This window comes from Undibacterium sp. TC4M20W (genome assembly GCF_049340245.1).
GTDB lineage: Bacteria > Pseudomonadota > Gammaproteobacteria > Burkholderiales > Burkholderiaceae_D > Undibacterium.
Map to the genome: position 1 here is coordinate 147,200 of NZ_JBMPPI010000001.1, position 20,296 is coordinate 167,495.

Genomic DNA, 20,296 nt, shown 5'->3' on the forward strand with positions numbered 1-20,296 from the left:
GCTTCAGTGCTTTCAAGAACCGGGCAACAAAAGTCAGCAGGACATGCTGACCAGGATAAGCAACTATTCTAAAACAAGTTTCTTTTGAGGCAAGCTCTAATTACCCTGATGTCTCGCCTAAGCCTCGGATTTAGGATGTATCCTGACCAGAATGATGCGCGGGCCATTCATTTTCTTGACAACGGCATCAAAGCGTTCAAATTCGACTTTCTGGCCTTCCACCGGCAAATCACCGAGTTTGTGCATGATCAGGCCGCCTATGGATTCGACTTCATCGCTATCGACATCAAAGCCCAGCGCACTGCCCAGCGTGAACAGTGGCAGGCTGCCCTTGCCTATCAGGGTACCATCGTCCAGTGTTGTCCAGTCGTTTTCATTCTGACGGAATTCATCGCGTATCTGGCCTACCAGAGCGCTCAACAGATTATCCAGTGTCAAAAATCCTACCGGTTTGCTGCCGCGCACACCAACAATGGCAAAATGCGGTGCACCCTTGCGGAAGCGGCGGAACAATTCCAGTGCCGGCATGGTCGGTGGCACAAACTCAACCTGGCGCAAATGCTTGCTCAGGTCATCCAACTGCTTGCCAGCCTGCTGCGCGAGGAACAAGTCTTTCAGATGCAGCATGCCGAGCACGGTTTCTTCATCTTCATCAAAGTAAGGGTAACGGCTAAAGCGGTTACGCGCCGCGGTCTGCATGTTTTCTTCGAGGCTGGCGCCTTTGTGCATGGCCACAACTTCATTGATGGGGCGCATCAGGTCAGAAATCTCAAGGCCACCAAAGTCCAGCACCTGGGCCATGATGCTCCACTCATCGCGGGTTTCTTTCTTGCCGCCATGGCTGCCGCGCAGGATGAGCTTGAGTTCTTCAGGCGAATAATGAGCGTCACCACCATGCTCTGCGCTCAGGCCTATCCATTTCAAGACCTTGTTGGAACTGAAGTTCAGGGTCCAGATCGCCGGATACATGGACCAGTAAAATGCATACAGGGCAGGCGCAGTCCACAAAGAGACGCGCTCAGGCATGCGTATCGCCATCGATTTTGGCGCAAGCTCGCCAACCACGATATGCAGGAAGGAAATAACGAAGAAAGCAAAAAAGAATGAAATGCCGTGTATCAACTCTTCAGAGTCTATCCCGACCAGAGAAAATACTGGGTGCAGCAGACGCGCAAAGGCAGGTTCACCTATCCAGCCCAGGCCCAGAGATGCCAGGGTAATACCGAGCTGGCAGGCAGATAAATAGGTATCCAGGTGTTGATGCACCGTGAGTAAGAGGCGGCCACGCAAACCTGAGGTTTTTGCAATACTGCGCACCCTGGTCTGACGCAACTTTACCAGACCGAATTCTGCCGCCACGAAAAAGCCATTTAACAAGACCAGTAACAGGGCAGCCAGCACCAACAATAAATTATCCAACGCTCAACCTTTGTAATGAACACCCCGACACTTTAGACTAAATTGCCCCTTTTTGCATGCAAATGCACAGGCTTGCATGAGACCAGCTTGAAAAACTGCCCTTCTGCCACATCTAAGCAAGATACATGCGAGCAAGTTACATGACAAAACCCATGAATTGAGTTAAAAGTTGATGTTCATGGCATTTTGAGGAGAGAGGTTTGAGCTTGGACAGTGTTTTAGCGGAAATTGAAATCCGCCTTGGCGAATATCCTGCACTCAATGATATCCAGTACTTGCGCAAGCTGATTGCAGAGATACGCCCACCCCGCCCACAAGATACAACAAGAGCCACAGACAACCTGCGCGCCCTGTGCTTTGTGCTGCAAAGCAATCCGGCATGGCGCAAGGCCTTGCGCTGTTATCTGATACAGGTATTGACCACGCGCAAGCTGGTACATTTGTTCACCGATGTGGGCATCACCCAAAATACCGGCTTCTGGTCGGTGGCCAGGCAAAGATTGATGAATAAATTTTTGCCGCCACTGGTCAATGACGCCTATATCAAGGACATATTTGGACAGTTGTTTTATAAAAAAACCGACCATATCTGGATCAATGCAGTTGCAGACCAGGCCTGGATGGATTTGCTCAGGGCGATAGGTTTTCGCGCCCGCGCCCCCCGCAATACTTATGCCACACTGACCAGTGAAATCCTCAGTGCCGTCCAGGTGCTGTCTTACCGCATCACGAATATCGGCCTGGAAGCCGAACTGGTGCGCAATTACCCCGACATAGAAAAATTCGAGTCGCCTTTTTTGCGCCAGAATGATGCCATCAATGACTATGTGATTTGCTATAACAAGTGGCTGGCCGACAAGTCATGTGAACGTGAGGACAGCAAACATATCGAAGTCTTGCTGACCCAGTGCGAAGACATCGCCAACCGCATACGCCGTACCGCAGCGCTGCAAGGCGTATCGATCAGTCTGACACGCTTGCTGCTACAGTTAATGCAAAGCATAGCGCGCTTGCGTCAGTTGCTCGACATGCTCGACAGCCGCAGCACTGACCACGCCGCAGCCATAGGCACGACGCTGTTCAAGGAATTGGCAGTTGCAGAAAACCACAGCCATAGCCTGCGCAATCTCATGCAAAGCAATACTGAACTCTTGTCACTGCAAGTGACCGAAAGAGCCGGGAAAAGCGGTGAGCATTATGTAACCAATAACCGCGCAGAATGGCTGGAGATGTTGCGCTCTGCGCTGGGGGCTGGTTTCATCGTCGGCTTCATGGCACTGATCAAGATATTGTTTGGTACGTTAGCGCTGGCACCATTTGGCTACGCCCTGCTGTACAGCCTGAATTATTCAGGCGGTTTCATGCTGGTGCATGTATTGCATTTCACCATCGCCACCAAGCAACCGGCCATGACCGCTGCCCTTCTGGCGCGCGCCATTGATGGCGGCAAACAAAAGCTTGATGAACTGGCTGAACTCATCGTGCGTGTCTTGCGCTCACAATTCATTGCCATCATCGGCAATGTGGGACTGGCCATGCCGACCGCATATGCAATTGCCTGGGCCTGGATCTCCATCACAGGCAAACATCTGGTGTCGCCAGAAAAAGCCCAGCATTTGCTGCATGATATTGACCCTTTCGCCAGCCTGGCCTTGCCACATGCAGCTATTGCCGGTGTCTGCCTGTTCTTGTCTGGCTTGATCTCGGGCTATTACGATAACAAGGCCAGCTATGGCAATATCCCCGAACGTTTGCGCCAGTTGGGTTGGCTAAAGCGTCTTTTGGGTGAAGCAAGATTGCTGCGTGTCACCACTTATATAGGTGACAATCTGGGCGCACTGGCAGGTAACTTTTTCTTTGGCATCATGCTGGGCACGATAGGACAGCTGGGCAGTTTCTTTGGTTTGCCTATCGACATACGCCACATCACTTTTGCCAGTGCCAATTTTGCCTTTGCCCTGGTTGGCCTCGACAATATCATGAGCTGGCAAGTCGCTGCGTATTCGCTGTTTGGCATCATGTGCATTGGCATGGTCAATCTCGGCGTCAGCTTTAGCCTGGCGATGCTGGTAGCCTTGCGTTCACGTCGTGTCAGTTTCGGCCAGGGCGGTTTGCTGACCGTCTTGCTATGGGCACGCTTCAAGGAAAATCCGCGCGCCTATTTTTTCCCATCCAAAGAGGGTGCAAAAGAAAATGGAGATGAAAAAGAAGCAGAAGTGGAAGTAGGACAGGAAAAGAAAGAGTGAGTTAAAAGACTAATCATCTTTCGTCCTGACCTCTGATTCATTGCTGCGTCAACCAAATGACTGGCGCAGCGTTAACACCGGATCAACTCTTTTCCGGGACCATCCATGAAACTTGTACCTGCTCTGCTAGCCAGTGCCATCAGCTTGTTTGCCATGCAAGCCGCCAGCGCCCATGAATATGATGGCTTGATGAAGGCAAAGAAATATGCCGAAGCAGAAAAGGCCGCGAACGCCAAACTGAGTACTGATGCCAACAATGCCGATGCCTTGTTGGTAAAAGCAGAATTGATACTGGCCGAAGGCAAGCTCGACAAACTCGATGAAGCGGTGAAATATGCAGAACAATGCATCAGCGCGCACCCGCAACTGTCTGAATGCCATGAGATGCTGGGTAATGTATTAGGTACCAAGGCCACTTCCGGCAGCATGTTTGCCGCCATGTCTTACGCTGGCAAAATTCGCGATGCCTTTATCAAGGCGATAGAACTTGATCCTAAAAATTACAGCGCACGCGGCTCATTGCTGCAATATTATTTGCAGGCACCTGCGATTGCCGGTGGCGGTAAAAGCAAGGCGCAAAACCTGGTCATAGAAACTGCCAAAGTGAATAGTGCGGCAGGCAATTTATTGCAGGCGAATGTGGATCTGGCAGACGACAAATTTGCCAGTGCAGAAACAGCCGCCTTGAGCGCTATCCCAGGTAATACCGAGTCTTTGATTAGCATGCAGCGCGGCATCCTGTACAGCATAGGTGCAAGCTATGTACAGCAAAAGAAATACAATGATGCAGAGCGCATTTTTACCGACATGCAGCAACGCTTTCCAGCCAAATACCAAGGCGCATTTGGCATGGGCCGCTCCTTGCAGGAACAGGGTAAACACAAAGAAGCCCTGAACTGGTTTGAAAAAGCCCAAACGCTTGATACCAATGCCGGTATCTATTACCGCCTGGCGCAATGCCTGCAAGCAGTGAATGAAAAACCCAGGGCAATTTCATATTTTGAAAAAGCACTGAGCTTCAAACCGGCCTTGAGCAAGAAATTGCGGGCAGATGCGGAAGAGCAGTTAAAGGCATTGAAAGCCTGATTGGCTTGCACAGGCTGACACGTTGATTTGTTGAAAACATGTATGGCTGATCACATTTGATCAGCCATTTGTTTTATCAGTTGTTGTGTTGCAAAACTCATCATCCAGGTTTGACGCAGGTCAACGAAAGCAGGAATGCAGGTATTTGCCTGATGTGAACTCAGGAGCGGCGGCGTAAAATTCTGTTTCACTCCCCTCCCTGCTCCGTCATGAAAACCGCGACTGCATCGAAACGTTTTATTCCGCATAGCCTGCTGGAAGATGTGCTGGCAATTATCACCGGCACTTTGCTGGTATCACTGGGTGTCGCCTTGTTCAATCAGGCGGGCTTGCTGACAGGTGGCACTGCTGGTCTGGCGTTCTTGCTGCACTATACGACAGGCTGGTCATTTGGTACGCTGTTCTTTTTGATCAACCTGCCGTTTTACTGGCTGGCCTGGCAGCGCATGGGCTGGCGCTTTACCTTGAAAACTTTTTGCGCGGTAGCACTGGTATCAGTGTTTTCCAGCCTGCATCCCAAGCTCTTGCACCTGACTACGATGAATACCCTGACGCCTTTCTATGTTGCCCTGACAGGTGGCCTGATGATGGGGGTCGGTTTCATCGTTTTATTTCGCCACCAGGCCAGCCTGGGTGGCATCAATATCCTGGCCCTGTATCTGCAAGAAAAACGTGGCATACGGGCGGGCAAATTGCAAATGGGCGTTGATTTCATCATCGTGGCGGCGTCACTGGCGGTCGTCACGCCTATGGCCTTGCTGGCTTCTGTACTCGGCGCGTTTGCGCTAAACCTGGCCATCAGCCTTAACCACAGGCCGGGGCGTTACATGGCGATGTGACGAGTATTAAAATCAGAGCAGCGCAGCACGATATTGTGTTGGTGACATCTGCAATCGTTTTTGAAATACCCTGCGCAACTGGTCATCACTGCCAAAGCCACAGCGTGCTGCTATTGTTTTCACCGGCAAGGTTTGCTCAGACATATCTGCCAGCAATTGCCGGGCAAATTCAAGGCGCGCTGTCTCGATAAATTCTGTCGTGCTGACACCTACTTCATGCTGGAATAAGCGGGTGAAGTTACGCAAACTCATGCCTGCCATCTTGGCCAGTTGTGACACAGGCAGACGCTGGTGCAGGTTGGATAATATCCACTGCTGCAATTCACGGATATTGGTTTGCGCCGTTTTCTGGCTCATCAAATGCGTGCTGAATTGTGATTGCCCACCTGGGCGTTTCAGATAAACCACCATGTCGCTGGCAACTTCCAGTGCCAATTCATGGCCGCAATCATCTTCCACAAAAGCCAGCGCCAGATCAATACCAGCGGTCACACCAGCCGAAGTCCAGAGGTTGCCGCTGCGTATAAAGATCGCATCTGCATCTACCTGCACCTCAGCAAAGTCATCCTGCAATTGCTGCGCAACACTCCAATGTGTAGTCGCATGTTTGCCGTCCAGCAAACCTGTGCGTGCCAGGAAAAAAGCGCCTGAACATAGTGCCGCCAGACGTTTGATCCTGGTCGCAACTTGAGCCACCCAATCGATGATGGCCTGATTGTCTTCCAGCGCTTGCTGTATATGCCTTGAACCGACAATGATGGCGTCGTCGGGTAAAGCCAGGGTATTGATGACCTTGCTAGCTTCGAGGCACATCAAAGTATCTGAACGCACAGAGCCCAGTTGCGCTGCTGCAATCTTCACATCATAGGCAGCAGGCTTGCCCTGACGCTGCAAATGGATATTCGCATATTCAAATACCGACATAGGGCCTATCGCTTCCAGTGCCTTGAAACCGGGGTAGATCACGATATCTACCGTGCGTGCCACAGCGGGCCGTTTGAGCATGACTGATTTCGTTGCTTTAATCGACTTCATCATCAACCCTGGCTCAATAAAATTCAATAAAGCACTCATCATAATCGAAACGGCATCACCCGTCTTTTTAAGCCATTCTTAATGCCAGATCGGCCAGACATATAAAAAATTGACTGAGCGACTGCGCTTTACAGCACAATCAGCAAACTTATTTTAGTGTCAGACCAAGACCCACCAATTAAAGGATAGCCATGAAAACCAAAGCCGCCATCGCCTGGAAAGCCGGAGCACCACTGACGATAGAAGAAGTTGAGCTGCAAGGCCCGCAAGCTGGTGAAGTGCTGATCGAAGTCAAGGCCACCGGCATTTGCCATACCGACTATTACACACTCTCTGGCGCTGATCCTGAAGGCTTGTTCCCGGCCATCCTCGGGCATGAAGGCGCAGGCGTTATCGTTGATACCGGCCCAGGCGTGACCAGTGTGCGCAAGGGCGATCATGTGATCCCGCTGTACACTCCAGAATGCCGCCAGTGCAAATTCTGCCTGTCCCGCAAGACCAATCTGTGCCAGGCGATACGCTCTACCCAGGGCCGCGGCCTGATGCCGGATGCGACATCGCGTTTCTCACTCGATGGCAAGCCGCTGTTCCATTACATGGGTACATCGACATTCTCCAATTACATCGTGGTGCCAGAAATCGCTGTCGCCAAGGTGCGTGAAGATGCGCCCTTCGACAAGATTTGCTATATCGGTTGCGGCGTCACCACTGGCGTTGGTGCCGTGGTTTTCACCGCAAAAGTTGAAGCGGGTGCCAACGTCGTGGTGTTCGGCCTTGGTGGTATAGGTCTCAATGTCATACAGGCGGCAAAAATGGTTGGTGCAGACAAGATCATCGGTGTAGATCTGAACCCGGCCCGTGAAAGCATGGCGCGCCAGTTTGGCATGACCCACTTCATCAACCCTACACAAGTAGAAAACGTGGTTGATCACATCATCCAGTTGACGGATGGCGGCGCAGATTATTCTTTCGAGTGCATAGGCAATACCAAGGTCATGCGTCAGGCGCTGGAGTGCTGCCACAAGGGCTGGGGCAAATCCATCATCATCGGCGTGGCTGAAGCCGGCGCAGAAATCTCTACCCGCCCCTTCCAGCTCGTCACTGGCCGCGAATGGAAAGGCTCAGCCTTTGGTGGCGCACGTGGCCGTACCGACGTGCCAAAGATTGTTGACTGGTATATGGAAGGCAAACTCAATATCGATGACCTCATCACCCACCGTTTGCCGCTGGAACGCATTAATGAAGGTTTTGACCTCATGAAGAGCGGTGAATCAATACGTTCTGTGGTGTTGTTCTGATGACGCAGCGCTTATCCAACGAAGATACAAGAAACAACGCGGAAGACGACGCAGAAGAAGTGACCCTGCTGAGCCAGCACGCCTGCCATGGCGGCGTGCAACGCTTTTATCAGCATGAATCTGCCGAAATAGGTTTGCCCATGCGGTTTTCAGTCTACCTGCCACCACAGGCCATGGCAGGAGAGACTTGCCCGGCAATTATTTACCTGGCTGGCCTGACCTGCACCGAAGAAACCTTCATGATCAAGGCAGGTGCGCAAGCCATTGCTGCACGCGAAGGCATTATCCTCATCACTCCAGATACCAGCCCGCGCAATGCCAACATCCCCGGCGACAGCGATAACTGGGATTTTGGTGTGGCTGCTGGTTTTTACCTGGATGCTACGCAAGCGCCGTGGAACAAGCACTACCGCATGCACAGCTACATCGTCGCGGAACTGCTGCCTATGTTGCTGGCCAGCCTGCCCATGGATAAAGCACGCGTTGGCATCATGGGACATTCCATGGGTGGTCATGGTGCACTGGTACTGGCCTTGCGCCATCCGGAGCTATTCAGCAGCGTATCGGCCTTTGCCCCTGTCGCCGCTCCCAGCCAGTGTCCGTGGGGACAAAAAGCCTTCACCGGCTATCTGGGAACTGAGCAAAGCGCCTGGGCCGATTATGACGCCACCGCACTCATGCAAAAGCAGAGCCAGCCGCCTTTTCCCAAAGGCATTTTGATCGACCAGGGATTTGCCGACAAATTTTTGGCGGAACAACTGCATCCTGAGAAATTTGCCCAGGCCTGCGCTGCTGCCGGACAAGCACTGACCTTGCGCTATCAGCCTGAATATGATCATGGTTACTACTTCATCAATAGCTTCATTGAAGACCATTTGCTGCACCACAAACAGCAATTGACTGCCTGATTCTTTCATTGCCGCACTAAAGAGTGCTTGTTCCAGACGCACCAAACTGGAACAAGCACTCTATTTCTGTGCGTTTCTCGTTTAACTGTCATCTTTATTGTGTAAAATCGAGCGACTTCGTCGCGCATTTTTGCGCTTACTTCAGAACGACATAACCAGAAAGCAAGAGATGAGTAAAGTAGTCATCAGCGGCACCGGCCTGTACACGCCTTCCCAGTCTATTTCCAATGAAGAACTGATCGCCAGTTTCAATGCTTATGTCCAGCAACACAATGCGCAAAACGCCGCCGCCATCGCCAGTGGTGAAGTAGTCGCACTGGAAGAGTCCAGCGTCGCCTTCATAGAAAAAGCCTCAGGCATCAAATCCCGCTTTGTCATGAACAAGGAAGGCGTGCTCGACATCAACCGTATGGTGCCGCATCTGCCAGAACGCAGCGATGAAGAACCGTCCATTATGTGTGAAATGGCTGTCGCTGCCGCCAACCAGGCACTGGAACGCGCAGGTCGCACTGCTGCCGATATCGATGCCGTCATTTGCGCCGCCAGCAATATGCAACGTGGCTACCCTGCCATGGCAGTGGAAATACAAAATGCCCTGGGTATAGATGGCTATGGCTATGACATTAACGTCGCCTGCTCTTCTGCCACCTTTGGCATACAGGCAGCCGTCACTGCCATCCAAAGCGGCCAGGCACGTGCTGTACTGGTCGTCAACCCCGAGATCACCAGCGGCCACCTGAACTGGCGCGACCGTGACAGCCACTTCATCTTTGGTGATGCCTGCACCGCCATCATCGTAGAACGTGCAGACCTGGCCACATCCAAACACCAGTTTGAAATCGTCGGCCTGAAACTCAAGACACAGTTCTCAAACAATATCCGCAACAACTTTGGCTTTTTGAACCGTGCAGATGAAAGCGGCATAGGCAAACCAGACAAACTGTTCCGTCAGCAAGGCCGCAAGGTATTCAAGGATGTCTGCCCAATGGCAGCCGCGATGATCACCTCTACCGTAGAAGCAGCCGACATCGCCATCCCGGATGTCAAACGCTATTGGCTGCACCAAGCCAACCTGAACATGAATTTGCTCATCGCCCGCATGATTTTGGGCCGTGATGCATCGCCAGAAGAATCACCGACCATTTTGGACACTTACGCCAATACTTCATCGGCCGGCTCCATCATCGCCTTCCACAAATATCAGGATGACCTGGAAGCAGGCAATGTAGGCGTGATCTGCTCATTTGGCGCGGGTTACTCGATAGGTTGTGTCGTTGTGAAAAAGCTGGGCTGAATTTCAGTAACAGATTAAAACAGAAAGGCCGCAAATGCGGCCTTTCTGTTTTATTGATCACTTATTAACCAGTGACAAGACTGATCCAAGCACCCTACATCCCCAAAGACTTCAGCAATTCAGAGTTTTCGTCATCATCATCGCCAGCAGCAACTGCGCTTGTACCTGCTCCACTTTGATCTGCCGCTTGTTGCATATGCAGCAAAGCATCAGGATCAGTCACCTCATGCGTTTCAAAGTCATGCAGTTTGATGAATTCTGTCCTGTCTATTGCCAGTTCCAGATAAAAGATATTGTTCTTCTCGGTAAAGAAAGACACCCGGCGCAATTCTGGCCTGTCCAACGGGGTATCCACACTCAGCATGACTTGTTTGGTCAATACCAGCATCTTGGGCTGGTTCTGGGTAATATTGGTCTGTAATTCGCGACGCACCTTGCCGGTAAAGTCACCGACGATCTGGTTCATCAACTCGCCGAGGATATTTGCCACCTCATCAGAGGTAAACGAGGTTGCCAGCTCAGACTTGGGCATGCCCATGTTGAGCATGTATTTCTCATAAATCTCCAGCGCCGTATCGCCATCAAAATTCAATACGACCAGACCAGAAAAGCCACCGTCAAACAGCACAAAACAACCGATGTCCGGTTTCAAACCTATCTTCGTGATGCGCTGCACCATGGCAGAATAATTCACCTTGCTATTTGTGGCGACATTCAATACCCGTATCACCGAGTTGCACAGGCTCGTCAACAGATCTTCTGTTCCGTACACTACACCGTTTTCTTCCGTGGCCATGACCAACTCCCGAATTTATTACATGAAAATCAATGCACTTGCATGCAATGACTGGCAATCATTAAGAAAGCTACAAAGCGAGATGCTATCCACCCCAGCAAACCTGAAAGCCTGTACGAATAATGAAAGAATACTGAACCCCCAGCGCCCCGTCCACATGTTTCATGCGATGGACATGATTTGACAGAAGATACGCCAGATGTGCATCCATGGACTGTTGCTATTTTGCAAGCATGAAAAAGCAAAAGGCCGCATATAGCGGCCTTACACTCTCGTCTATATTCAACTCATCGGGATTAACTTGCGACTAACTTTCAATTAACTTGATACGACACCAACAAGTCTTGAAGAAAGCATGGCATTTCTCAAAACAAGTAATTCACATGCCCAACTGCTTCAAAATCTTTTGCGCCGTCTCTATGCGTGTCTGATTTGGATAATTCTTGTTGGCCAGGATGACGATACCCATGTTCCTGGCTGGCACAAAGGCGATGTAGGCACCGAAGCCACCGGTGGCACCGGTTTTATGGATAAAAACGTTTTTGCCGGGTATAAACGGTGGCGTGATTTTGGTCACTGGGGTGGCGTCAAAGGCCATGTGCTGGGATGAGCCTGTGATCAAGGCAGCAATATCTGTCGGGTAGGGATAGAGTTCCCACACGAGGCTTTGGGTCATGCCGCCAGCTTTGAAGTAGCCGGTATGGGTGTTTTTCAGGGCGGCGTCAAATTCGGGGGACAGTTCCATCTGACCCAGATTCGCGCGGATGAATTGCACGAGGTCGCTGGCGCTGGTTCTGACGCCGTAGGCTTCTGTCGAGAGCACATCTTCGCTCATGCGCACAGGGGTGTCGTCTTTTTTATAGCCTTGAGCATAGTCTGCGCGTCTGCTTTCTGGCACAACAATGTAACTATTATTCATGCCCAGAGTGGGAAATATCTGTTCCTGCATGATGGTGGCGAAGGGTTGTTGCAGGCTTTGGGCTGCGATAACGCCGAGCAGGCCTATGCTGATATTGCTGTAAGTGCGGTATGTTCCCTGGATGTGATCTGGCTTCCAGTTCTTGAGATAGGTTATCAGTTGTTCGTCACTGGTCACTTCATCCGGCACCTGCTGGGGCAAACCGCCTGTCGTGTGTGTTGCCAGGCTCAGCAGGCTAGTCTCGCCAAACTGCGAGCCTTTGAGACTGGCAATGTGGTCAGCGACCTTGTCGTTCAGAGCCAGCTTTCCCCTGCCTTGTGCCAGCGTGGTCATGGTGGCGATAAAGGTTTTGCTGATGGAGCCTATCTCAAACAAAGTGTTATCGGTGACGGGAACATTCCCGGCTCTGGATGCGAGCCCATAGTTGAACACATATTGTTTGCCATTGACGAAAATTCCAACGGCCATGCCAGGGATGGCATTTTTTTCCTGTACCGGGAGTATGACCTCATCAACGACACGTTTGAGCTTGTCAGTTTCTGCGCTCTTGGCTGTCAGACTGAACATGGCTGCAATGAACAAGATGCTGATTTGATACAAACGCAGGACAACTGATTTCATTTTATTTTCCTCAAAAATTTTGTTAGCTGATGTTTTTAAATGGACAAATTTTGCCAGGCGGGATTACAACTTCACTTCCCATACCAGCCGCCAGGTTCGCGCTGATTGCTGTAGATTGATATCTGTCCAGCGTGAAACTGCATTGGTATAAATGCCGCTGTCGAGCTTGTCTTGTTGCAACAAATTACTGACTGAAAAACGCAACTGACTTTGTTTGTTTTGCTTCCAGGCGAGGTAAATATCGAGATGACGTCTGGGGCTGTTGTGCCCTGTCAGGTAAGCTGATTCGCGTATATCATTCGCGGCCTGATAGCTGTAGTCGGCTCCCACGCGCAAGGCGGGATCAATCTGGTAGTCGGCACCGGCACTGGCCAGCAAACCTGCCTGTTGTGCCAGATGGTTATCAGGGCCGGGTACTTGTTCTACCCTTGACCAGTTACGGTTGAAATTGGCGCGCAGCTCCAGCGCTGGCATGCTGGCTGCCAGTTGCTGCAAGTTCAGTTTTGCCTCAATTTCCAGGCCAAGGATACGGGCGCGACCATTGTTGGCGAGGCTGCTGATCCAGGTGCTGCCAATTTGTGTAGTCTGCTCAAGCATCACATCATCTATCCGTCGCCAATAGGTATTGGCGCTGATGACGCTACTCTCGGTCAGATAGTGCTCATACGCCAGCTCCATGCCCCAGGCGCGTTCTGGCCGCAAGTTGGGATTGCCCTGAAAATCTGAATTGAGCGGGGTATTATTGTTATCGATGCGGAACAAGCGTGGTACGAGATTACCCACGGTAGGCAATTTAAAACTGCGGTTGAGCGCCACGCGCCATTGCCTTTGCGCATCGAGCTTACAGACACTTTGCAATATCGGGCTGACCATGCTGGCTTTGTTTTGAACATCAAAGTTGCCTGCCTCTGTGCTATTACTGCTGATACGCTCCATGCGCAAACCCAGATAGGCTGACCAGGCACTGTTGATGGTCCACTCGTCCTGCAAATAAAGGGCCAGTTTTTGCAGGCTTGCCTGATAGTCGTGTGCGCTGCTATCAGCGTCGCCGGGAAGAAGTGTGAATTCCTGTTCATTACGGTTTTCATGGCGTAGTGCCCGGCTGGCTTCCCAGCCCAGACTCAGCACATGTGATTCTGAATACGGTGCCAAATATTTGCCATTGAAGCGGTATTCATTTTCATCGGCATCACCGGTGACATAACGATGTATTTTTAATGTGCCTGCATTGTCCTTGCCCCAGAAATGGAATTTGGTCGATCTGTCCAGGCTGTTCCAGCCCAGGTTCACGTTCAACCTGGCGCTGTCGGCGAGGCGACGCTCCCAATTCAGATCATTGCGTGAGGTGAATACGTGGGCGGTCCAGATGGAATGATTATCAGGGAAATCGGTACTGTCGCCGACATAGGTACTTTCTTTTTCCTGCTTGGTCTGCTCCTGCCTGGCGAGAGTCAGATTGCCCTGCCAGCTCAGGCTGTTTTGTGCGTCAAGTTTCCAGTTCAGGCGCGGCGACAGGCTGGCAACATCGCGGCGGTTTTGCTGGCTTTGTTGCAGTTGTCTGTCTGCTGTCGTTTCCCATACACCGCTCATGCCCGCGCGTTCAGACTGGCTTTCTGTCGCTATGGTATTGAGCTGATTGACATTGCTCTCGAACGTGCCGGCCAGCACGTAAGAAATTTCAGGATGATCGCCCAGTTGATCTCCCAAACTCCATGACAGGTTGCCCGACAAGCGTCCGGCCTGCAGGCTGGTATTGGCTTTGATTTCTGTCGCCTGATTGCTGCTTTTTTTCTTGAGAATGATATTAATCGTTCCGGCAATACTCTGGGCACTGACATCGGCGCTGGCGACACGCATGACTTCTATTTTTTCTATCAAGTCAGGGGCGATGCTATCTATGGTGAACCCTACCGGCGTGGTCTGTCCATTCAATAATATCTGGGTATAACCATTACCGAGGCCGCGCATGCGTATTTCTGCGCCCTTGCCTTTGCTCTCGGTGACACTGATGCCGGGCAGGCGTTTCAAGACTTCGCTGAGATTGGTGTCGCCGTATTTTTCTATGTCTTCACGACCATAGACGCTGCGCATGCCTACGTCGTCTTGACGATCGCGATTGGGCTGTGACTTTGCATTGATTTCTACCTGTTGTGGTGTTTGCTGTGCCTGTTGTTGTGCCAACGCCTGTTTACCGGCAAACAGTGCCAGAACACTGAGGGCTATGGTAGATAGGCGTGTTGATGCCTGCTGAAAAAGCATGATTTTTCTTTCATCGACAGATTAAGGGTTCTAAGGGGTGTGACTGGCCCTTGCCCCGATCAAGGTTCAGAGCGCAGGACAGTCAGTGCGTAAGTGGGAGCTGCGGTTTAGCCGGGTTTGGCAGTTTCCAGCGCAGTGCGTATGTGCATGACATCATCGGTACGCACATCGCTGTTTTTTGCATTCAGCAATACCATGATGACGGGCTTGCCAGCGATGGTGGTGCGCATGGTCAGGCAACGGCCTGCGATTTTGGAGTACCCGGTTTTTGACAGGCTGATGTCCCAGTCCTTGCTGGCCGTCAGGCTGTTGGTGCTCTGGTAGTCATAAGTTTGCCCGGCAACGGTATAGCTGCCTTCACTGCGGCTGGCCAGGCTGCGCAATTCAGGGTAGCCGGCTGCAGCCTTGACCAGGCGGGCAATATCTCTGGCATTCGAGCGGTTATTGGGTGAAATACCCGCCGCTTCTTCCAGATGGGTAGCCTGCAAACCCAGGGTGGCGGTCTTGCTTTGCAAGGCTGCGACAAAGGCAGGTTTGCCGCCGGGATAAGTCCTGGCCAGTGCCTTGGCAGCGGCATTACTGGAAGGGATCAGCGCCAATTCCAGCAAGGTCTGGCGCGACAGCACCGTGCCTGGCTGCAGCTTGACCTGGTTAGTGTGCCAGCCCGCTACATCTTCTTTGCTGATGGTGATGGCTTCATCTTTATCCAGCTTTGCATCCAGCGTCACCATGGCTGTCATCAGTTTGCTGATGGATGCGATGGGTACGATGGTGTCGGCATTTTTTTCCAGCAAGACTTTGCCGCTTTGTTCATCCAGCACCAGTACATGTTCTGAACTGGTTTTGACATAAGCACTGATGCGGGTAACGGGTTCTGCTTTTGCGGCAACAACTGGGGCTGATGGCACTGATGGCTCAGATGACTCTGGTGTGGCATTCACCTGGGTTTGCAATACCAGCAATAGCGCCGCAGCAATACCGAGCACGGGTGCGGCCATCTTCCAGTGCCAGGGTTGTGAATCAGGGCGCACCAGGCGTTTGATGCGTGACAGCAAATCACCGCCGTTGGCCGCCATCGCGGCTTGCGGCATTGCAGCTATCTGCAATTTATCCAGCACTTGCAGGGCGCGCGCCAGTGGGCGGGTCTGGCCCAGCATGGCGGCTGCCATGTCGTCGGCAATCAGTTCTCTTTCAGCGTCGATGCGCTTGGAAATCCACCACACTGCAGGGTGATAAAACAGCAGCGACAAGACCAGGTTTTGCAAGAGGTTGACGACATAATCCCAGCGCTTGATGTGGGCCAGTTCATGTGCCAGCAAGGCTTCTATCATGTCGGGTGGCATGCCGGTCAGCAGGGATGCGGGCATGACCACGACAGGCTTGATACAGCCATAAGTGACCGGGCTCAACAAGTCTTTCTGGAACTTCACCTGCACCTGGCGGCGTATGGAAAATTGATAGGCCAGTTGATTGGTGCGTGCCTGCCATTGCTGCGTCAAGACTGCAATATCATTGCCATGCTGGCCGAGGCGATACACCCACAGCAAGCCCAATGCGAGGCGCATCAACATCAATAGCACGCCCATGCTCCATAGGGTGACTACCAGCGGCAACCAGGACTCTATTTGTGCAGCCAGCAGGCTTTGCCTGACCCAGACCAGGTCCAGTGAAATGCTGGCTTTGCCGGCCAGTTGTATGGCTGTTTCGAGGTTGATGGTTTGCGGGTCTTGCCATTGCTGCACTATGCCTAGCGCTGGCCACAACAGGCAAGCCAGCATTGCCGTGCAAGCCAGTGCATACCGCAATTGCGGCCGGGCATTACGGGTCACGGCCAGCAAAATGGCGCAGATACTGGCAATCAGGGCTCCCTGCCAGACAAAATGCAGCAGCGGCCAGCCCAGCAATTCAGCGAGTGTGTATTCTGTATATGTAGAAACTGGCATCATGATTTTTTCTCATCCTGCATGATCTGTTCGATTTCATCACGTTCTTTATCCGTGACATGGCCACGCAAGGCAGCCAGCACCAGAGCCTTGCCAGAACCGGCAAAGACTTTTTGTATCATGTCCTTGAGCAAATTGGTTTGCAGCGAATCCTGCTCTTGCGAGGGTGCATATACATGCGAGCGCTGGCTTTCATCCCGCGTCAAAATGCCCTTGCCATGCATGATTTGCAGATGGCGCAAGACCGTGGCATAGGCCAGGTCCGGGCGCTCATCCTGTATGGTTTCATGCAATTGCTTGGCACTCATGGGGCCATGCTGCCACAGCACTTTGAGCAAATTAAGCTCAGATGCCGTGGGCTTGGGGATAGACGATTTTGCAACAGCAGAAGACATATTCAGCATCCGGATTAAACAATGGATGCAGAATAAATGTTCTAGAAACTTTTGTCTAGAACTTTTTTTCTAGTTTATCTCCCTGAATGCGCTTGCTGGCTTACCCTGCCTGTAGCGCTGCAAGCCTGTCTGCTACTTCCCGCTTTAATTCATGTGCGTAAACATCATTGAACTGCACATTCATTCCACGGATTTCAGGATCGGTTATGCCATTGGCGAGACGGAATTCGCGGGCGTGGGTACGCAGCAGGTTTTCAAACTTTTCTATGTCTGCCAGGTCAGTAATAGGCCTGACTTCAACACCAGGCTGGCGAGCCAGATGGGCGTGTAACCTGGCTTCATGCAAGGCCAGCATGTCTGTTACCGGCGTCGATTTGAACAGGGCAAAGCTGTGTACGCGGGGGCCGCTGAGGTAATACGAGCTGCTGCGCGCATCCGAAGTCAGCAGCAGACTGCCATCGCTGAGCAAGCTTACACAGCGCTTCAGACGCGCATTGCCTGCTGCCTCTATGAGCAAAGCAAACTCCTGTGTCGGTGCCAGCCAGCATGCGCCCGGGGCTTCGCGCTTCAGGATGAGCACATTCGCCATATTTTGAAACCAGGACAAAAACTGCATGTCCGTCTTCACCATGGCCTGTTGCATCTCATCGAGCCATGGATGCATTTCGTCCTTGAACCCTGCTTTTTCCATGGGTGCAATGTCTATATGCGCCCAGCTCACCAGACCGACAGTGGAACTGGCGACTTTGGCAGCGGCGGATTTTATTTCCTGCATCTGCTGTTCGCTCGGCTCTTCGGGCATATTGATACTTTGCTCTTGCCACTCGCCTAGCGCCGATTTGAGATTGGCCATGGCTTCTGTCCTGTCGCTAAAGCTGACTTCCTGGTTCCTGAGACTGGTGGACAATTGGCCCAATTGTGCCATGGAATTTTCCAGTTCAGCAAAATGCCTTGCGTGAATACTGGCACGCCCACCCTGGCAGGTGTCAGCCTCCTGCAAGACCTCTTGCAGTCTAAGATTCAATACTTCCAGCTCCTCTTCGCTGCTATTCTGCAAGGCAGCTTCATAGGCTTTGGCAGCCAATCTGTAGGCACCTGCTGCGGCAGAATATTTATCCAGCGCTTTCAGCAGATGGCCTTTTTGTGTCAATAAACCGGCATCATCGAGATTGCCGATTTCATCGATAGCGTCTATAGCCTGATACACTGTATGTGCATGCATACGGCCCAATATCATGTGCTCAAAAAAACCGGGAGGCGTCTTGGCACTATCTTCTTCAACCGCATCACAGATCGCAACCAGCAATCGGGCACGCTCTTTTTTAAATTCAACTGAATCAGGGTGTACTGCCAGAGCCTGCAAAATCATGCTGTAACGCAACCAGGGATTCCAGATATTTGCTTCAGACCAGGCTGCCAGTATCTTGTCAGCCTTGCCTGCATCTGCTGCATGCTCTTTCATCAGTTGCACAAAACCATACATGGCTTGTTGCTCCAGTTGCTCTGAGTAGCTGGCTGCCTCTTGTTCCAAAGCCTCGCGGGCGGCAAGCACGGCTGGATCGACAGGTTCATCTTCCGTATCCTCACCGTCTTCATGCTCGCTTACTTCTCCCTCCTCGCTTATTTCTTCGTCCTCGTACTCTTCACCGTCGTCATCTTCATCCTCGTCGCCACCTTCATCAGGAAACAGCGCCCGCATCTTTTCTTCAAATACTTCATCAGTAATCCAGTATGCAGACTTGTGCTGACGCGCCAGTATCTCAAGTTGGTTATCCAGGTCTTCAGGCTGCAAGAGCGCCAGCACTTTTCTGTCCTTCCAGGCAGAAATATGGTCGTAGGCTGCATCAAACATGGCAATACGCATGCGCAGATATTCTGCATTCTCGGGATGAGAGGCGATGTGGCTGTCAAGCAATGTCATGGTCTCTTCAAAATCCGCCTCATCATTGCAGGCCAGCTCAACCTGTACGCGCATTTTTTCTATCGTCATTTTCGTTTTCCCTTCCCTGAATTATGGCGCACATTTTATCAGCACTTTTTCAGGTAACAGGAATCATCTTGTCCTCATGTCTGGGTGCTGGCCACAGACCTGCCGGGCGCTTGAGCATGACGATGACCATGGTCAGGCCCAGCAATAATTGCCGCAAGACTTCGGGCTCTATCAGCATGTGGCCAAACAACTGCTGCTGCAGCGGTGGCACCAGATAACGCAGTAATTCGGGCAAGAGCACCAGCAGCACCGCCCCCAGTATCACGCCGGGTATATGGCCTATACCCCCCAGTATCACCATGGACAGGATGGACACCGATTCACCCAGGGAAAACGATTCTGGCGACACATAACCCTGGAAGGCCGCAAACATCGCCCCTGCCACGCCACCAAAGGAGGCGCCCATGGCAAACGCCAGTAATTTGATATTGCGGGTATTGATGCCCATGGCAACGGCTGCAGTTTCATCTTCACGGATGGCGACAAAGGCGCGCCCCAGCCGCGAATCATGCAGGCGCACAGTGACGAAGATAATGCTGGCACAAAGACTGAGGAAGAGAAAATAATAGGCATTCACCGATGGCATGGAAAACCCGGCAACATAGACGGTCGCCTGCGATCCAGGCTCACCACCCAGTGACACGCCAAAGATGCGGATATGATCGACCATGTTGATGCCCTTGGGGCCATTGGTAATGTTGATGGGCGAGTTCAGGTTGATGATGAAGATACGGACAATTTCACCAAAGCCCAGGGTCACGACCGCCAGGTAATCGCCGCGCAATTTGAGGGTAGGCGCACCGAGCAATGCCCCCAGCACAGCAGCCAGTGCAGCCCCCAGCGGAACAATGACCCATACTGACAAATGTATGCCGTGCGCGGCAATCTCCGGCCCGTATAGCCACAACAGTGCCTGGCCCAGTATGGGGTAATTATTGATCACGGATTCCAGCAGGGTGGCAAAGTGCGGTGACGCCAGCAAGGCCGTCATGTAGGCACCCATGGCATAGAAGGCGACATAGCCAAGATCAAGCAAACCGGCAAAGCCGACGACGATATTCAGACCCAGTGCCAGCATGATATACAGCAAGGCAAAATCCACGATACGCACCCAGGCATTGCCAAACTGCATGGCAACGAAAGGGAAAACCAGCATCAGCGTGATTAGCAATGGCAGTATCGGATATGCCTGACGGGGATTGGTCCTGACATCAAAGTAATGAGACATCTATGCTTACCGGAAGTTAA

The 20,296-nt window shown here is 51.9% G+C and carries 15 protein-coding genes; 6 read left to right on the forward strand and 9 right to left on the reverse strand.

Annotated features, from left to right (window positions below):
• Positions 1–117: 117 nt before the first annotated feature.
• Positions 118–1,419, reverse strand: coding sequence for a hemolysin family protein (locus ACO0LL_RS00750; protein WP_422948983.1), 1,302 nt, complete (start codon positions 1,417–1,419; stop codon positions 118–120).
• A 200-nt stretch (positions 1,420–1,619) separates the two neighbouring features.
• Here ACO0LL_RS00750 and ACO0LL_RS00755 point away from each other — a divergent pair, with 200 nt between their 5' ends.
• From ACO0LL_RS00755 to ACO0LL_RS00765, 3 genes are all read left to right on the forward strand, one after another.
• Entirely contained in the window at positions 1,620–3,665 is a 2,046-nt protein-coding gene (locus ACO0LL_RS00755; RefSeq protein WP_422948984.1) for a site-specific recombinase, read from the forward strand.
• Positions 3,666–3,770: 105 nt separating this feature from the next.
• On the forward strand, positions 3,771–4,751 hold the full coding sequence (locus tag ACO0LL_RS00760) for a hypothetical protein (RefSeq protein ID WP_422948985.1): 981 nt from the start codon (positions 3,771–3,773) through the stop codon (positions 4,749–4,751).
• 209 nt (positions 4,752–4,960) lie between these two features.
• A complete protein-coding gene (locus tag ACO0LL_RS00765; RefSeq protein ID WP_422948986.1) occupies positions 4,961–5,590 on the forward strand; it encodes a YitT family protein in 630 nt (209 codons plus the stop codon).
• 12 nt (positions 5,591–5,602) lie between these two features.
• Here the strand turns inward: ACO0LL_RS00765 and ACO0LL_RS00770 are convergent, their stop codons facing one another.
• The gene (locus tag ACO0LL_RS00770; RefSeq protein WP_422948987.1) at positions 5,603–6,625 is read right to left on the reverse strand and encodes a GlxA family transcriptional regulator; all 1,023 of its coding nucleotides are present in this window, start codon (positions 6,623–6,625) and stop codon (positions 5,603–5,605) included.
• A 191-nt stretch (positions 6,626–6,816) separates the two neighbouring features.
• Between ACO0LL_RS00770 and ACO0LL_RS00775 the strand changes: the two genes are divergently transcribed.
• The 3 genes from ACO0LL_RS00775 to ACO0LL_RS00785 all read left to right on the forward strand — a co-directional run bounded on the left by ACO0LL_RS00775 (position 6,817) and on the right by ACO0LL_RS00785 (position 10,125).
• Positions 6,817–7,923: an S-(hydroxymethyl)glutathione dehydrogenase/class III alcohol dehydrogenase gene (locus tag ACO0LL_RS00775; protein WP_422948988.1), complete on the forward strand. Its 1,107-nt coding sequence runs from the start codon at positions 6,817–6,819 to the stop codon at positions 7,921–7,923.
• Positions 7,923–8,831, forward strand: a complete 909-nt coding sequence (fghA, locus tag ACO0LL_RS00780; protein ID WP_422948989.1) for an S-formylglutathione hydrolase — start codon at positions 7,923–7,925, stop codon at positions 8,829–8,831. Before ACO0LL_RS00775 ends, fghA begins: the two co-directional genes overlap by 1 nt.
• Before the next feature lie 169 nt (positions 8,832–9,000).
• Positions 9,001–10,125 carry a beta-ketoacyl-ACP synthase III gene (locus tag ACO0LL_RS00785; protein WP_422948990.1) on the forward strand — a complete coding sequence of 375 codons (1,125 nt, stop codon included), beginning with the start codon at positions 9,001–9,003 and terminating at the stop codon, positions 10,123–10,125.
• Between the two features lie 94 nt (positions 10,126–10,219).
• Here ACO0LL_RS00785 and ACO0LL_RS00790 read toward each other — a convergent pair whose 3' ends face one another.
• From ACO0LL_RS00790 to ACO0LL_RS00820, 7 genes are all read right to left on the reverse strand, one after another.
• Positions 10,220–10,921, reverse strand: coding sequence for a DUF3334 family protein (locus ACO0LL_RS00790; RefSeq protein ID WP_422948991.1), 702 nt, complete (start codon positions 10,919–10,921; stop codon positions 10,220–10,222).
• Positions 10,922–11,300: 379 nt separating this feature from the next.
• Entirely contained in the window at positions 11,301–12,461 is a 1,161-nt protein-coding gene (gene ampC, locus ACO0LL_RS00795) for a class C beta-lactamase (RefSeq protein ID WP_422948992.1), read from the reverse strand.
• Positions 12,462–12,524: 63 nt separating this feature from the next.
• Positions 12,525–14,720 carry a TonB-dependent receptor plug domain-containing protein gene (locus ACO0LL_RS00800; RefSeq protein ID WP_422948993.1) on the reverse strand — a complete coding sequence of 732 codons (2,196 nt, stop codon included), beginning with the start codon at positions 14,718–14,720 and terminating at the stop codon, positions 12,525–12,527.
• 107 nt (positions 14,721–14,827) lie between these two features.
• A complete protein-coding gene (locus tag ACO0LL_RS00805) occupies positions 14,828–16,666 on the reverse strand; it encodes a M56 family metallopeptidase (protein ID WP_422948994.1) in 1,839 nt (612 codons plus the stop codon).
• Positions 16,663–17,058, reverse strand: coding sequence for a BlaI/MecI/CopY family transcriptional regulator (locus tag ACO0LL_RS00810; protein ID WP_162057357.1), 396 nt, complete (start codon positions 17,056–17,058; stop codon positions 16,663–16,665). The genes ACO0LL_RS00805 and ACO0LL_RS00810 overlap by 4 nt, the downstream gene beginning before the upstream one ends.
• A gap of 100 nt (positions 17,059–17,158) precedes the next feature.
• Positions 17,159–19,048, reverse strand: coding sequence for a hypothetical protein (locus ACO0LL_RS00815; protein ID WP_422948995.1), 1,890 nt, complete (start codon positions 19,046–19,048; stop codon positions 17,159–17,161).
• A gap of 49 nt (positions 19,049–19,097) precedes the next feature.
• Positions 19,098–20,276, reverse strand: coding sequence for an ABC transporter permease subunit (locus tag ACO0LL_RS00820; protein ID WP_422948996.1), 1,179 nt, complete (start codon positions 20,274–20,276; stop codon positions 19,098–19,100).
• Positions 20,277–20,296: the final 20 nt, after the last annotated feature.